Source organism: Pedobacter sp. GW456-11-11-14-TSB4, from assembly GCF_059424425.1.
Window position 1 is genome coordinate 91,880 of sequence record NZ_JBWKZK010000002.1, and the last position, 15,141, is coordinate 107,020.

Genomic DNA, 15,141 nt, shown 5'->3' on the forward strand with positions numbered 1-15,141 from the left:
ATCGATTTAACCTAACCAAATTATAAATCTTTCAAATCACTTATTGTTTCTGTAATGGATAATACCAGAAGAAAATTTATCAAACAATCTGCTTTGCTTGCTGCAGCAACTTATGCAGGTACATTTACAAGCAGTGCCAAAAGCTACAACAGAATTATTGGTGCTAATGATAGGGTTAGAGTAGGTGTTGTTGGCTTTTCAGATCGTTTTAAAGACACCCTTTTTCCTTGTTTCCTAAATCATAACAAAGAACTTAATTTTGATATTGTCGGCCTTTCTGATATCTGGAGTTGCCGTAGAGATTTAGGCGTTGCTCACCTTAAAGAAAAGATGGGTAGTGATATTAAATCTTGTAGAAACAACGATGAGCTTTACGCTATGAAAGATTTGGATGCTGTAATTGTGAGTACAGCAGACTTTCAGCATGCCATGCATACTATTGAAGCTGTAAAAGCAGGTTGTGATGCCTACATAGAAAAACCTTTTGCCGAAACAATGGCTGATGCAAAAGCTGCATTAAAAGCGGTAAATGAAAGTAAAAAGATTGTTCAAATTGGCTCGCAACGTAGAAGTGGTGAAAATTATGCTACAGCCGCCAAATACATTCAAGATGGTAAATTTGGTGCTATCACCGCAGTTGATTTGGTTTGGAATGTAAACCAGCCAGGCAGATGGCGCCGCCCAGATTTGGTTGCCAAACTAAAAGAAGAAGACATAGATTGGAAAAGGTTTTTAGTTAATCGCCCGGCGGATAATTATGACCCTAGAAAATATTTAGAATACAGGTTGTTTTGGCCATACTCATCGGGCATGCCCGGACAGTGGATGAGCCATCAAATTGACACCGTACACTGGTTTACTAAATTAACTCATCCGCGAAGCGTAACTGCCAATGGCGGAATTTATACTTGGAAAGATGGCAGGCAAAATTGGGATACTATGGTTGCTGTTTTCGACTATGGTAAACCAGATTTTAGTGATGGTTTTCAAGTAACTTTTACATCGAGAATGCAAAATAGCGTAGGCGATGTTGGCGAGGTTTACTACTCAAACGGCGGTGAACTAAATTTAATTACCAATAAAGTTTCGCCAAAAGGCGGATTGAAAGAAAGAGAAGCTACAGCAATGGGCATGAAGCCTAATCTGTTGGAGCCTTTTGACCTATCTACAAAGGTTATTAAAACAGCTAGCGATGCTAACATGGGTGGCGATGCGCTAACCTCTGGTCATATGCGCAATTGGATGGAATGTGTAAGAAGCAGAAAAACGCCAAATGCACCAGTAGAAGCGGGTTATTATCACTCTATAGCCAACATCATGACAAATGCTGCGGTTCGAACTGGAGCTAAAGCCACTTTTGATGAGCAAAAACAAGAAGTAATGGCCGGCGGAAAAATCTTTAAATATTAAATAACGAGCCGTCATTGCGAGGAAGAATGACGAGGCAATCTATCAAGCAAGAAATATTTCTTCGTTTTGCTCGCAATGACTAAAAAATAAAATCAACCTTATAAAATTATGTTCAGTTCCTTAAAAAAAACTTGCTTTTTAACTCTTTCGGTTATCAGTTTTATCAGCTTTGCTAATGCGCAAAAATCGAAGCCATTATTTGATGGTAAAACTTTAAACGGTTGGAAAATTGTTGCCGGACAAGCGCCATATGCTGTAGAAAACGGTATGATTGTAGGCACAATGAAAGCGGGTTCGCCAAATTCATTTTTAATTACCGAAAAAGAATATGGTGATTTTATCTTAGAATTGGATGTAAAGCTAGAAGGTACAGAAACCAACTCAGGCGTGCAAACTAGAAGTCATTATGATGCTACAGGAAATAGTGGTAAGGGAAAGGTTTTCGGCAGACAGATGGAGATTGACCCAACACCAAGATCATGGACAGGCGGTATTTATGACGAAGCAAGAAGATTATGGTTGTATCCTTTAGAAACAAATCCAGCAGCAAAGTCGGCTTATAAAACCGAAGAGTTTAACCATTACAAAATTGAATGTATTGGCAATGAAATGAAAACTTGGGTTAATGGAGTACCTGCTTCCTACGTAATTGATACTTTAGATCAAACTGGTTTTATTGGTTTACAGGTACATGGTTTAGGTAATAAAAATTACTTAGAAGGAAAAAAGGTTTACTTTAAAAACATCAACATTCAAACAGAAAATTTAAAGCCTTCTGCATTTCCAAAATCAGTTTACGTAGTTAATTTAACCCCAAATAGTTTATCAGCTCAAGAAAAAGCAAATGGTTACAAATTACTATTTGATGGTAAAACAAACAATGGTTGGCTTGGTGCTTATAAAAATACCTTTCCAGCAAAAGGTTGGGATATAAAAAACGGGCAGTTAAATGTAATGCCATCTGATGGAGGTGAGTCTACAAATGGCGGAGATATTGTAACTAAAGAACAATTTGCTGCTTTCGATTTGTCATTTGAGTTTAAGTTAAGCGAAGGTGCAAACAGTGGTGTTAAATATTTTGTGACCTTATCAGAAAAAAATACAGGTTCGGCTATCGGATTAGAATATCAAGTATTAGATGATGAAAAACATCCAGATGCTAAATTGGGAAGAGATGGGAACAGAACGCTGGCTTCATTATATGATTTAATGACAGCGAAAAAGGTTTTGGGAAGCCCTCGTCCAATTGGAACATGGAATAGAGGTAGAGTTGTAGTTTATCCTGATAATAGAGTTGAACATTACTTAAATGGCGTAAAAGTTTTAGAGTATACTAGAGGCTCAGATGAGTTTAAAAAGCTAGTAGCTATAAGCAAGTACAAGGATTGGAAAAACTTTGGCGAAGCACCAAAAGGTCATATTTTGTTGCAAGACCACGGAAATAAGGTTAGCTTTAGAAGTATCAAAATCAAAAACTTATAATGCACCGTCGTTCGTTTGTTAAAAAATCAGCTTTATTAGGTTCGGGAGTTTTATTGGCTGATGAACTTTTTGCAAAAGTAGCTTTATCCCCAATTCATATTGCTATGATTGGCTGTGGCGATCGTGGAAAAGGTGTTTTATCTGTAATACAAAAGATGCCTGCTCAGTTTAAAACCGTTGCTTATTGCGATGTTTTAGATTTTAGGTTAACTGAAACCAAAAAATATGTGCCTTCAGATGCTATAGCTTTAAAAGATTATAAGCAAATTCTTGATGATAAAAAGATTGAAGCCGTTTTTATTGCAACGCCATTAAGCGAGCATTTTAAAATTGCAAAAGATGCAGTTTTAGCTGGTAAAGCAGTTTATGTTGAAAAAACGATGACTTACAATGTAGAAGAAGCATTGGCATTAAGAAAATTAGTTCAACAATATCCGAAGCAGGTTTTTCAGGTTGGTTATCAGTACCGCTATTCTCCTTTATATTTTAAGGTTAAAGAGATGATACAAAGTGGATACATTGGTAAAGTCTCTCAGATTGATTGTCGTTGGGATAGAAATTGGAATTGGCGCAGACCAGTTTCAGATCCAAAATTAGAGCGACAAATTAACTGGCGGATGTATAAAGAATACTCGGGAGGTTTGCCCGCTGAACTTCTTTCACATCAAATAGATTTTATCAACTGGGCATTTGAAACGCAACCAGACGAAATTATTGGAACTGGTGGTATAGACGTTTATAAAGACGGAAGAGAAACTTACGACAACGTGCAAGCGATTTTGCGCTACAAAAAAGCTGACATGATTGGTAATTTTGGCGCCACTTGTGGCAACGCTCACGATGGTTATTTGTTTAAAATAAAAGGAACAAAGGGTTCGGTAAATCTTTTACCAGATACGGGTGTTTTTTATCCAGAAAAAGAAAGAGCAAAAGAATTAGGTATAGTTGATGGTGTAACTGGAGCAACAAAATTGGTAATTGATAAAGATGGAGGCATCCCTATTTTAGATGAACCTACAAAAGACGGTACCTTTTATGCGCTCGAAGATTTTTATAAAGCTATAACTGAAGGCAAACCAACAGCGTCTAATATTAAAACAGGCACACAAGCTTCTATTTGCGTAGCCATGTGTAATGAAGCAATATATTCTGGTAATAAACAGTTGTGGAAGCAGGAATATTTTTAGGTTGGATTTGGAGAGTTGGCGTCGGCGCATGACTTCTAAAAAATAAAAAAGGCGTTTCGACAACCTAAACATGACAGACTTTAGCTGTAGCTTACGGACTTTCGGACTAAAAACTTTCGGACTTATTTACAATTCTTTATAATTAGGTAACTCTTCTACAAATAAAAATTGGCCATTGTTATGGTTTATTTTTGCGTAATAATGGTTTAAGCCATTGGTAACTGCTAACCAGCGGGCTTTATAAACAGAATTATATCTCGCAGCTTGGTCAAATGTAGCTTGGGTAATTGCAACAGATGGTGCTTTGCACTCAATTACCATAATTTTTTCTCCAGCATTATTGTAAACCAAAATATCGCTGCGTTTTCTGGTTTGGTTTAAACTTAACCCACCTTCAATTTGTAGCAATGCAGATGGGAAGTTTTTTTCTTTGAGCAAAAATCTAATAAAATGTTGTCTAACCCATTCTTCGGGCGTTAAAACCAAATGTTTTTTCCTGATTTCATCAAAAATAAAATACAAACTATCCTTTTGGGTAATTTTAAAAGGGTGGTTTGGTAAATTAAGAGGAGTGGGATTAAACATGGTTACGTATTGCGTATTGAGTGTAGCGGTTTGCGATTGAGTTCTCAAAGATAGTTTTTATCACTAATTTTTGGAGCACAAAACCAGTAGTTCTTTGGTAAAGTTCAGTCCCGCCAATGCTGCAATCTTTTAACCCCTAAATCCCAGCCGCAGGCGGGACTTGGTTAAAAGTATTTTCGCTTATGTCGGGGCTATTAAATTGCTGCTGTAGCTTTTGGGTGGGCTTTATTTGCACAAACTTTAATTTTAAACCCGACAGAACCAAATAGCCCACATCCGCCACGGCGGAGTGGCTATAGGCGATGTCGGGACTGCAATTGCCAAAAGCAATAACATTGTTTTTCTAAAAAACCATATCACACAACTCAATGCTCATATCTAAATAAAATTGTAATTTTACGCTTAATGAGCGCTGTAGATATTATTAAAGATTTAAAAGCCAGAAAGTTTAAACCGCTGTATTTATTGCAGGGAGAAGAGCCGTATTATATTGATCAGGTGGTTGATTATATAGAACATTATATTTTAAATGACGGCGAACGTGGGTTTAACCAAACTGTTTTATACGGTAAGGATGCTGATATGGCAACTATTTTAAATGCCGCAAAGCGTTATCCAATGATGTCTGAATATCAGGTGATTATTGTTAAAGAAGCACAAGATTTAAAGTGGGCAAAAGAAACCGAAGGCACCAGCAAAGAAGCTGAATTTGTATTAAATTATTTCGAAAAACCTTTGCCAAGCACAATTTTGGTATTGGCGTACAAGTACGCAAATTTCGATAAGCGTAAAAAAATATATAAGGCAATCGCTAAAAATGGCGTAATTTTTCAATCAGACCCAGTTCGCGATTACAAATTAATGCCTTGGATTGAAGAGCACATTAAAGAAAAAGGATACAAAATTGCTCCACAGGCAGCTGCTTTAATGGCTGAGTATTTAGGGACAGACCTCTCTAAAATTGCCAATGAAGTTGAAAAGCTTTGTTTAAATATTAGTAAAGACACAACAATTACTACAGAGCATATTCAAAAAAATATTGGAATTAGTAAAGAATACAACGTTTTCGAATTACAAAAAGCTTTAGCTACTAGAAATATTTTAAAGTGTAACCAAATTATAAATTATTTTGCCGACAACCCTAAGGCAAACCCAATGGTGATGGTAATGGCAAATTTAAGTGGCTATTTTACCAAAATTTTAAAATATCATTACCTGCTTAATAAAAATGAGGCAGCCAAAGAACTAGGTGTTAGTCGGTATTTTATAAAAGATTACGAAATAGCTGCACGAACCTTTAGCGATGCCAAAACTTTTGATATCATAAGTTTATTGAGAGCATATGATTTAAAGAGCAAAGGATTAGATAGTACTGGAAATACCACCGACGGTGAGTTGATGAAAGAGATGGTTTTTAAGATGCTACACTAAAAGTATCGAGATATGAGTATCGAGTATCAAGATATGAGTATCAAGTATCAAGATAAGAAAATTAAGTAGCAAGACAGTAATTTATACATCCATAACATTAAAATTTTTAAACAATCTAAACCACAGTATTATGCTAAAAGGCCTCAGAACAATCGTATATCATGTAAATGATTTAACCAGAGCGAAAGAATGGTATAAAAATGTATTTGGCGTTACACCATATTTTGATGAGCCTTTTTACGTGGGTTACAACATTGGAGGTTTTGAGTTAGGTTTAGATCCTGATGCTAATGATTACACACCGGGAAGTTCTTCCATAACTTATTGGGGTGTAGATGACATCCATACACGTTTTAAGAAATTTGAGGCTGAAGGCATACAAATTTCAGAATTGCCCAAAAATGTTGGTGGTGCCGTTTGGGTAGGCAGCATACGCGATCCATTTGGAAATGTAATTGGCTTAATCGAAAATCCAGAATTTTCAGCCTAGTAATATTTGTGCTAAAAATAGTGCTTATGTAACTGTAAAGTTATGTGAATTAAATGTTTAAACACTCTTTTGTGTATTATATTTACCTCACAATAACTAACTGAAAATTACATGAAAAAAAATTTACTTACTGTTTTATTAGCGGTTGGAGTTTTAACTGTTGCAAACGCTCAGGTAAGACCAACAGCAGGTGGAGCAGGTTCTGATTCTACCAGAAGAGCAGGTAGCGCATTAGGATCTGGAGTTACCGCACAGCCAAAACCTTATGCGACCGTAATTACCAATAAAGCGGTTACCCGTATGGGAATGATTACTACCCATAAATTAGAGGATAAATATTTCTTCGAAATTGCGGATACTTTATTAGGAAGAGATATTCTAGTTGTAAATAGAATATCAAAATCAGGAGCTGATGTGCGTGCTGCACAAGGTTACGCAGGCGATCAAATTGGTAGCTCTGTAATCCGTTTTGAAAAAGGACCTAATGATCGTATTTTTTTACGTAAAGTGAGTTTTAGAACTTATGGCGCTGATAGTACAACAGCCATGTTCCAATCGCTAAACAACTCAAATATTCAAGCTATTGCGGCTTCTTTTAACATTGCGGCTTATACACCAGACAAAAAAGCAAGTGTTATTGATGTGACTGCTTATTTAAACAGTGATAACGAAATTTTATATTTTAGTTCTCCTGCAGCAAAAACAAGATTTAGGTTAGGCGTTCAACAAGCAGATCGTAGCTATATTTTAGGTGTGCGTAGTTTCCCTACAAATGTTGAGATTAATGTAGTTAAAACTTACAGTCAAACTGCAGCAGCTTCTCCTTTTGGTGGTGGTGCCCCAGCTGGTGGTGGCGGTGGTGCAGCTAGTGGAGCAGCAACTATCGAGTTAAATTCATCTTTGGTTATTTTACCAAAAGTACCAATGAAAGCAAGATACTTTGACAGCAGAGTTGGTTATTTTGCTGTTGGCTACACAGATTTTGATTTAAACCCACAAGGTGTTAAAGAAATTGAATTGGTTAAAAGATGGCGTTTAGAGCCTAAGCCAGAAGATATGGCTAAATATAAAAGAGGTGAATTAGTTGAACCAAAAAAACCTATTATTTTTTATATTGATCCGGCAACACCTAAAAAATGGGTACCATATTTAAAAGCGGGTGTTGATGATTGGGCAAAAGCTTTCGAAAAAGCTGGTTTTAAAAATGCAGTAATGGGTAAAATTGCACCAACTAAAGAACAAGATTCTACTTGGAGTTTAGATGATGCTCGCCACTCGGCAATTGTTTACAAACCTTCAGAAATTGCAAATGCTAGTGGTCCGAGTATTTCAGATCCTCGCTCTGGTGAAATTATGGAAAGTCACATCAACTGGTTTCACAATGTGCAAAAACTAGTGCATGATTGGTACATGATACAAACCGCTGCTGTTGATCCTAGAGCACGTAAAATGACATTTAGTGATGAGTTAATGGGCGATTTGATCCGTTTTGTTTCCTCACACGAAGTTGGGCACACGTTAGGTTTACGCCACAACTATGGTTCAAGTTCTACTGTGCCAGTAGAAAATTTACGTAACAAAAAATGGGTTGAAGAACATGGTCACACTCCATCAATTATGGATTATGCTCGTTTCAATTATGTTGCTCAACCAGAAGATAATATCGGCAAGTCAGGATTATACCCGCGTATTGGCGATTACGATAAATGGGCTATTGAATGGGGCTACAGATATTTTCCAGATAGCAAAACTGTTGCTTCTGATATGAAAATATTAGATAAAATGACAACCGAATCTGCCAAAAACAGACGCTTATGGTTTGGTACAGAAACAAATTCTGATGATCCGCATTCTCAAAATGAAGATTTGAGTGATAATGCAATGGTTGCCAGTGATTATGGTATTAAAAACCTTAAAGTTATTTTAACAAACTTACCAGAGTGGACTAAAGAAACAGGCGAAGGGTATGAGAATTTATCAACAATGTATGGTCAATTGACAACGCAATTTGGTCGTTACATGGGGCATGTAGCTAAAAACGTTGGCGGTATTTACGAAAATCCAAAAACTGTTGATCAAGCTGGGTTAATTTACGAGCGCACACCAGCTGCTACTCAGAAAGCAGCAATGGATTTTTTAAATAGACAGCTTTTCACAACACCTAAGTGGTTAGTAAATCAGCCAATTTTAGACAACATCGATCAAAACCCACTTGAAGTTGTTTCTAGATTACAAGGTTCTACGCTTAGTCGTTTGTTAAGCAATAATACCATGAGTAAATTAGTGGCTGCAGAAGCTACTGATGGTGCAAGTGCCTACAAAATAACTGATTTGTTTACAGATCTAAATAATTCAATTTTTACTGAATTAAAATCTACCAGTGCAATTGATGTATATCGTCGCAATTTGCAAAAATCTTATGTAGATAGATTAATTACAATCATTAATCCTCCTGTAGCATCTGCAGCTAGCCAGATTATAACAGTTGGTAGAGGCGGTGGTGCAATGCCAACTGGGTTAAGTGCTTCACAAAGTGATGTAATGTCTGTTGTGAAAGGTCAACTTCGTGATTTAAATACAAGCATTAAGTCTGCTTCGAATACGCAATCAGATTCGCTAAGCAAATATCACTTGGCAGATTTATCTGATCGTATTGAAAATGCTTTAGATAAAAAATAGGAATTATTTAATATTCATGTAATCGCCTCAATTAATTTTGAGGCGATTTTTTTTATTTCAAGCAATAATTTTTTAAAGCTTTAAATTGTAAATCAAAAATTAATCTAAAATCGTAATTTAGAAAACAAATACAATAGCATGAAACATTGGTTAGTAAAAAGTGAACCTTTCAAATACAGTTGGGAAAAATTTAACGAAGAAGGAAAAACCTTTTGGGATGGAGTACGAAATTATCAGGCTCGTAATAATTTAAGAGACATGCAAGAAGGAGACCTAGTTTTGTGGTACCATAGCAACGAAGGTAAAAACGTAGTTGGTATCGCAAAAGTGGTTAAAGAAGCTTACCAAGATCCAACAACTGATGATAAAAATTGGGTAGTTGTAGATTTAGTTCCTGTACAATCATTAGATAAACCAGTTACTTTAGAGCAAATTAAGGCAGAAGAAAGCTTAAAAGATATTTCTTTGGTTAGGCAAGGTCGATTATCTGTAATGCCTTTAAAAGCTACAGAATTCGATAAAATATTAGAAATGGGCAGTTAGTTATACTAATTGCCTTTTTATAACGACTCAATAAATCTTAAACTTCAATAACCTCGTCGGTAGATTTACCTTTTTTGCTGGTTAATAAACCTATACTCATTACCAAGCTAGAGCCCAAAACTACAACAAACAAAAAAGCAGTGCTTATTTCAGGTATCCTTAAGCTTGCTGGTAAGTTGTAAAATAAAAGTATACTAATTAAGCCTCTTGGAGTTACAAATCCCTCTGGTAATACATGTTCTTTCTTAAAAATTAGTAAGTAAGAAAATCTGATGATGTAAATGCTCAATAAAATAAATAAGCCGTTAATAACGATACCTTGGTTATCGAGTTCGTAAATGTTGATAGTGAAACCAAATATCACAAAGAAAAATGTACGAATGATAAAAGCGCTCTCTGCTGATAATTGATGTAGTTGAACCAAATCTTTTGATAAATTCTGATATAGAAATATTGTTTTAAACCAGGCATACTTAATCGTGTCGGCATTATTTAAAAACAAGCCAAAAGATAGAATTAAAATTAGCGATGATAAATGGTAAGATTGCCCAATCGCATAAACCAAAATAAGTATCGATATAATTAAGAAGAATTTGATGTGGTGCGAAATTTTACCCATTATATAAAGTAAAACTACACAGGCAATTACAGATACCAATAAAATAAGTGCCGTGCTAAAACCTAAACTCATAAAAGAACTTATCGAAATATGAGGGTTTGAAACCGCAAAGTTAAATAGAATAATCCCTAAAATATCAGAAAAAGAGCTCTCGTAAATGATAAATTCTCGAGTTTTTTTAGCCAAACCAGCAACAGATGGAATGGCAATTGCCGAGCTTACTACACTAAATGGTATCGCATTTACAAAACAGACATACAACTCTTGATTGGTAATTTGATGAATAATAAAAGTAATAACAGATACAGTGGATAGCAACATGATCAATGCGGCCAAAAAAGCACCTTTAATTACCTTGTTTTTATTTTTATCGTACTTTAACTCAAGCGCTCCCTCAAAAACAATTAAAATTAAACCAACTGTACCAAGCGTTGGTAAAATGGTTAAAAAATTAAAGGTTTGTATATTAAAATTATCAACCAATAAACGTAATCCAATACCCGAAAAAAGTAAAAGCAATACCGATGGAAGTTTAGTTTTGCTAGCTACCAGATCAAAAAGGTAAGAGAAAATTACCAATCCACTTAAAATAATTAAGGTTGTGTAAGTTGTCATTGGCTTATAATTAGAAACTTAATAATAAGAATTACTCCTTAAAAAATAAAGCTTTTAGTTCATTGGCATCATTTGGCTCCATTTTGCCAGCCAAAATTAAACGCAATTGCCTACGGCGTAAAGCACCGCTAAATAACTCTTTTTCATCATCTGTTTCTGGCGTTAACTCAGGTACAGGTATAGTTCTGCCACTTTGGTCAACCGCTACAAAAGTATAATAGGCCTCGTTGCTTTTGGCTCTCGTGCCTGATGGTATATTTTCTGCCCAAACATCTAATCTAACCTCTACCGATGTATGAAACGCTCTGGTAACCTTCGCTTCAATGGTAATCACATCTCCCAATTTAATGGCTTGTTTAAAAGAAACGTTATCTACAGATGCGGTAACAACAATTCTATTGCAATGTTTCTGAGCAGAAATAGCAGCTGCAATATCCATCCAATGTAACAACCTGCCGCCCATTAAATTGTTAAGCGTATTGGTATCATTAGGTAATACCAACTCATTCATTATGGTAAAAGAATTTTTAGGATATTTTGCTTTAATGCTCATAGTTGGCTAAAATACAGAAAATTGAAACTGCTTTATGTATTATTTATGCAAAATAATGTTTTTGAAGCGCAATGATACTGCTCATTTTTAGTGTAAGTCCTACTTTACGTTACAATCTTTTTTGTGTTGAGATGGACATAAAAATGGGGGTGATGTGCTTCAAAAAAGTATTTTCACTTCAATTAGGGCTATTTAACTTTGTACATTGCTATCAAACCCCTCATAGTAGCAATACAAAACTTAAATAAACCTGATCGTAGCGAGCATGATCCCGATCTATCGGGAGAATAAAGCGCAGAGCAGGAATGAATTAACCGATTTGCACCGCTTTTGTTTTTCAAAAAGATGTTAAACTAGTCATTCGTTTAATATGCCGAACAGATAGATTAAGATTATTTGTTGCCAAATTTTAGCATTTTATGAACTAGGTTAATGAATTCGTAATTTTATTTAAAAGCTTTATTATTTATAAAAACCGAAACATATTTTTTAAATTTTGGTTATACCTACTTCAATATTTAATTTTCTGACATGAAAAATCCAACGCTCATCCAATATTTCCATTGGTATTACAACGAACCAGATAATCTGTGGACTAAAGCTGCAAAAGAGGCGGCTAATTTAGCTGAAATGGGGATAACCGGGCTCTGGTTTCCGCCAGCATATAAAGGTACTAATGGTGGTTTTTCTATAGGTTATGATACCTATGATTTATTTGATTTAGGCGAATTTGAGCAAAAAAATAGTAGAAGTACAAAGTACGGTAGCAAAGAAGAATATCAAAAAGCGATTGATGAACTGCATAAAAATAACATAAGTGTTATTGCCGATACTGTTTTTAACCACAAAGCTGGTGGCGATGAATTAGAAAAAATTAAGGTAAAAAAGGTAAATGAAGCCGATAGAAATGAATTTATTTCTGATGTAATTGAGATTGATGCTTGGACAAAATTTACTTTTCCGGGTAGGGCAGGGCAATATTCTGAATTTATTTGGGATTATAAATGTTTTAGTGGCGTAGATTACGCCGAAAACAATCAAGAAACAGCAATTTACGCCATCCAAAACGAATATGGCGAAGGTTGGGAAGAAGTGCCTTCTCATGAAATGGGTAATTATGATTATTTGATGTTTAATGACATCGATTTTAGAAATAGGGCAGTTGTAGAAGAATTAAAATATTGGGGTAAATGGTATTTTGAAACTTGTAAAATTGATGGCTTTAGGTTAGATGCAGTAAAACATATACCTACAGAATTTATTGCAGAATGGATTGATTACATGAAAAACGAATGCAATAAAGATTTATTTATTGTTGCCGAAAATTGGAATGTAGAAAGTGTTGATGAGCTTGAAAGTTATATAGAGTTAACAGGTGGCAAAACTCAGCTTTTCGATTCATTATTACACCATAACTTTTACTTGGCATCTCAAGCTGGACAAGAATATGATTTGAGTAGCATTTTTAATGATACCTTGGTTCAAAGAAATCCACTATTAGCAGTAACATTTGTAGATAATCATGATTCGCAACCTTTACAGGCATTAGAATCGTTCACCGAATTTTGGTTTAGACCATTGGCTTACGCCATGATCTTGTTGCGAGAAGGAGGAATTCCTTGTGTTTTTTATACTGATGTTTATGTTGCAACATATGAAGATGATGGTCAGCAAGTAGAATTAATTGGATTGCAAGAATTGCCACAGCTACTCAAAATTAGAGAAAATTTAGCCTATGGCGAGCAAAAAGATTATTTAGATCATCCTAATTGTATCGGCTGGACTAGAACTGGTATCGATGAATTTGAAAACTCTGGCATTGCAGTATTAATGACTAATGGTGAAGAGGGTTTTAAACAAATGGAAATAGGCAGCCAGTTTGCAGGCAAAACATTTGTAGATTTATTAGATAAACGTAGTGAAGAAGTGGTAATAGATGAAAACGGAGTTGGTGAATTTTTATGTGCAGCAGGCAGTGTTTCTGTTTGGGGCTTGAAGAATTAGGTTGTTCATTAGTTTATTGGTTCATTGGGTTGGAAGTTTAAACTAATGAATTAATGAACAATTGAACTAATGATACCAATGAAAATGACACCAATGAACTAATGATACCAATGAACTATTGATACTAATGAACAATTGAACTAATTCCTCGCAGTACTAATATTGCTAAATCCAACTAACTCATCCCAGCGAGCGCCAGGTTTGCGGTAATAAACAAATACTTGGTAGGTATTATCTGTTTCAAAAAATGAACCTTCGAATACGGTATCGTTATATTTGCCGTCATCGCCAATCCAAACATATTTATAATCGTATAAACCTTGTTTAAGCTTTATGTTTTGGTAAAAACGTCTTCTGGTAGGTTCAAAATCAAGTTTGCTGTTTTCATCTAGAATATAGTTGTTAAATCTGCCAACTACATAAGCATTTCCTTTTGTAGAAGGCGGATTTGCATTTAAACTAAATAATACATCAGCATAATCGCTATCAGTTACATTATCTCTACCTTCTTGGTTACGAATAAAAAAATTGCCATTTTCATCAATCTGGTTGCTGTATCTGGCATTGCCAAATGGCTGGTCTGTAACTAAAATTACATTTATGGTTGTGTCTCTGTAAAAATCTTGTACATGTTCGCCTTTGTACCTAAAATTTCTGGTATCAAACTTTCTAAATTCATTTCCACCCCAAAATTCATTCAAATTAATATCGTTGTAAACCAAAGTGTTTGGTTTAACAAAAGTTGCCATAGTATTTAAAATAGCGGTTTGTGGGTTGTTGTTCTGCATCACAATTGCCTTAACCTCCATATTCGGATTAACAATACTCATCGGATGAAAAATGCTGAAGTTTACTTTTTGCTTAGTTGTTCTAAACTCAACTTGTGAGCTTGGGACTATTTCTGCACCAACATTTACCGCATTATTAGTTACATAAAAACGCTGAGTTAAAATCAGTTTGTTTTGGTTGTTACCCTCGTAAACTTTAAGCAAATAATTACCTGCAATTTTAGGTTTTATTTGCTCATTAGGTAATTTAAGCTCGTAATGTGTAAATTTTTGTAAGGTATTAAAAGAGAAACGGTACTTAAAAATAATATCCTCCTCAAAGGTTTCTAAATAATCTAACTTATTAATTCGTGATGGTTTCCAGTCGTAAGTACAATGTTCAATCGTATAATTGTAGTTCTTATTTCCACCCTTTAAATCATCAAAAGCCAAAGTAATTGTTTCGGCAGATTTTAAGGTAATAATTGGCAGCGATTGTTCTTTGTCAGATTTATAACACTCAACAGTTTTAATATTTGGTTGATAGATTTTGTTATCGAAAATAATAACTGGGTTTTGCGCAAAGCAATTAGCACTTGTAAATCCAATCAAAATTAATAGCAACAGCCGAACCACTTTAATCATATCAATATTTGCTTTTAGGCATTTTTTAATCTCATTAACGAATATAAATTAACAAAGTTGTAATTTAACAAAAATGCACAGAGATAAAATATATTATCTGTGTGCATCCTCTTTATCTGTGGTAAGGATAG

At 35.0% G+C, this 15,141-nt stretch carries 12 protein-coding genes; 8 read left to right on the forward strand and 4 right to left on the reverse strand.

Features of this window, described 5'->3' with window-relative positions:
- Positions 1 to 54 precede the first annotated feature (54 nt).
- The 3 genes from AC07XU_RS07820 (at position 55) to AC07XU_RS07830 (ending at position 4,079) form a co-directional block, all read left to right on the forward strand.
- On the forward strand, positions 55 to 1,410 hold the full coding sequence (locus tag AC07XU_RS07820) for a Gfo/Idh/MocA family protein (protein WP_494943083.1): 1,356 nt from the start codon (positions 55 to 57) through the stop codon (positions 1,408 to 1,410).
- A 108-nt stretch (positions 1,411 to 1,518) separates the two neighbouring features.
- Entirely contained in the window at positions 1,519 to 2,892 is a 1,374-nt protein-coding gene (locus tag AC07XU_RS07825) for a 3-keto-disaccharide hydrolase (RefSeq protein ID WP_494943084.1), read from the forward strand.
- Positions 2,892 to 4,079, forward strand: a complete 1,188-nt coding sequence (locus AC07XU_RS07830; protein WP_494943085.1) for a Gfo/Idh/MocA family protein — start codon at positions 2,892 to 2,894, stop codon at positions 4,077 to 4,079. The genes AC07XU_RS07825 and AC07XU_RS07830 overlap by 1 nt, the downstream gene beginning before the upstream one ends.
- A 126-nt stretch (positions 4,080 to 4,205) precedes the next feature.
- On the opposite strand, the gene AC07XU_RS07835 is transcribed toward AC07XU_RS07830, so the two are convergent.
- Complete coding sequence (locus tag AC07XU_RS07835) at positions 4,206 to 4,712, reverse strand: type I restriction enzyme HsdR N-terminal domain-containing protein (RefSeq protein ID WP_494943086.1); 507 nt, start codon at positions 4,710 to 4,712, stop codon at positions 4,206 to 4,208.
- Positions 4,713 to 5,069: 357 nt separating this feature from the next.
- Between AC07XU_RS07835 and holA the strand changes: the two genes are divergently transcribed.
- The 4 genes from holA to AC07XU_RS07855 all read left to right on the forward strand — a co-directional run bounded on the left by holA (position 5,070) and on the right by AC07XU_RS07855 (position 9,807).
- Positions 5,070 to 6,095: a DNA polymerase III subunit delta gene (gene holA, locus AC07XU_RS07840; RefSeq protein WP_494943087.1), complete on the forward strand. Its 1,026-nt coding sequence runs from the start codon at positions 5,070 to 5,072 to the stop codon at positions 6,093 to 6,095.
- A gap of 130 nt (positions 6,096 to 6,225) precedes the next feature.
- The gene (locus tag AC07XU_RS07845) at positions 6,226 to 6,585 is read left to right on the forward strand and encodes a VOC family protein (RefSeq protein ID WP_494943088.1); all 360 of its coding nucleotides are present in this window, start codon (positions 6,226 to 6,228) and stop codon (positions 6,583 to 6,585) included.
- Between the two features lie 111 nt (positions 6,586 to 6,696).
- Positions 6,697 to 9,264, forward strand: a complete 2,568-nt coding sequence (locus AC07XU_RS07850) for a zinc-dependent metalloprotease (protein WP_494943089.1) — start codon at positions 6,697 to 6,699, stop codon at positions 9,262 to 9,264.
- Between the two features lie 138 nt (positions 9,265 to 9,402).
- Positions 9,403 to 9,807, forward strand: coding sequence for an EVE domain-containing protein (locus AC07XU_RS07855; protein WP_494943090.1), 405 nt, complete (start codon positions 9,403 to 9,405; stop codon positions 9,805 to 9,807).
- Positions 9,808 to 9,844: 37 nt separating this feature from the next.
- On the opposite strand, the gene AC07XU_RS07860 is transcribed toward AC07XU_RS07855, so the two are convergent.
- Both AC07XU_RS07860 and AC07XU_RS07865 read right to left on the reverse strand, forming a co-directional pair.
- Positions 9,845 to 11,041, reverse strand: coding sequence for a cation:proton antiporter (locus AC07XU_RS07860; RefSeq protein WP_494943091.1), 1,197 nt, complete (start codon positions 11,039 to 11,041; stop codon positions 9,845 to 9,847).
- A gap of 31 nt (positions 11,042 to 11,072) precedes the next feature.
- Entirely contained in the window at positions 11,073 to 11,594 is a 522-nt protein-coding gene (locus tag AC07XU_RS07865; RefSeq protein ID WP_494943092.1) for an acyl-CoA thioesterase, read from the reverse strand.
- Positions 11,595 to 12,125: 531 nt separating this feature from the next.
- Between AC07XU_RS07865 and amyA the strand changes: the two genes are divergently transcribed.
- Positions 12,126 to 13,598 carry an alpha-amylase gene (amyA, locus tag AC07XU_RS07870; protein ID WP_494943093.1) on the forward strand — a complete coding sequence of 491 codons (1,473 nt, stop codon included), beginning with the start codon at positions 12,126 to 12,128 and terminating at the stop codon, positions 13,596 to 13,598.
- 140 nt (positions 13,599 to 13,738) lie between these two features.
- On the opposite strand, the gene AC07XU_RS07875 is transcribed toward amyA, so the two are convergent.
- Positions 13,739 to 15,010, reverse strand: a complete 1,272-nt coding sequence (locus AC07XU_RS07875) for a type IX secretion system plug protein (protein ID WP_494943094.1) — start codon at positions 15,008 to 15,010, stop codon at positions 13,739 to 13,741.
- Positions 15,011 to 15,141: the final 131 nt, after the last annotated feature.

What these genes read in the sequence shown, in the direction of transcription:
- AC07XU_RS07855 (WP_494943090.1), top strand. Translation starts at nt 9,403, where the DNA reads ATGAAACATTGGTTAGTAAAAAGTGAACCTTTCAAATACAGTTGGGAA.
- AC07XU_RS07865 (WP_494943092.1), bottom strand. Translation starts at nt 11,594, where the DNA reads ATGAGCATTAAAGCAAAATATCCTAAAAATTCTTTTACCATAATGAAT.
- AC07XU_RS07825 (WP_494943084.1), top strand. Translation starts at nt 1,519, where the DNA reads ATGTTCAGTTCCTTAAAAAAAACTTGCTTTTTAACTCTTTCGGTTATC.
- AC07XU_RS07830 (WP_494943085.1), top strand. Translation starts at nt 2,892, where the DNA reads ATGCACCGTCGTTCGTTTGTTAAAAAATCAGCTTTATTAGGTTCGGGA.
- AC07XU_RS07820 (WP_494943083.1), top strand. Translation starts at nt 55, where the DNA reads ATGGATAATACCAGAAGAAAATTTATCAAACAATCTGCTTTGCTTGCT.
- AC07XU_RS07860 (WP_494943091.1), bottom strand. Translation starts at nt 11,041, where the DNA reads ATGACAACTTACACAACCTTAATTATTTTAAGTGGATTGGTAATTTTC.
- AC07XU_RS07850 (WP_494943089.1), top strand. Translation starts at nt 6,697, where the DNA reads ATGAAAAAAAATTTACTTACTGTTTTATTAGCGGTTGGAGTTTTAACT.
- amyA (WP_494943093.1), top strand. Translation starts at nt 12,126, where the DNA reads ATGAAAAATCCAACGCTCATCCAATATTTCCATTGGTATTACAACGAA.
- AC07XU_RS07875 (WP_494943094.1), bottom strand. Translation starts at nt 15,010, where the DNA reads ATGATTAAAGTGGTTCGGCTGTTGCTATTAATTTTGATTGGATTTACA.
- AC07XU_RS07845 (WP_494943088.1), top strand. Translation starts at nt 6,226, where the DNA reads ATGCTAAAAGGCCTCAGAACAATCGTATATCATGTAAATGATTTAACC.
- holA (WP_494943087.1), top strand. Translation starts at nt 5,070, where the DNA reads ATGAGCGCTGTAGATATTATTAAAGATTTAAAAGCCAGAAAGTTTAAA.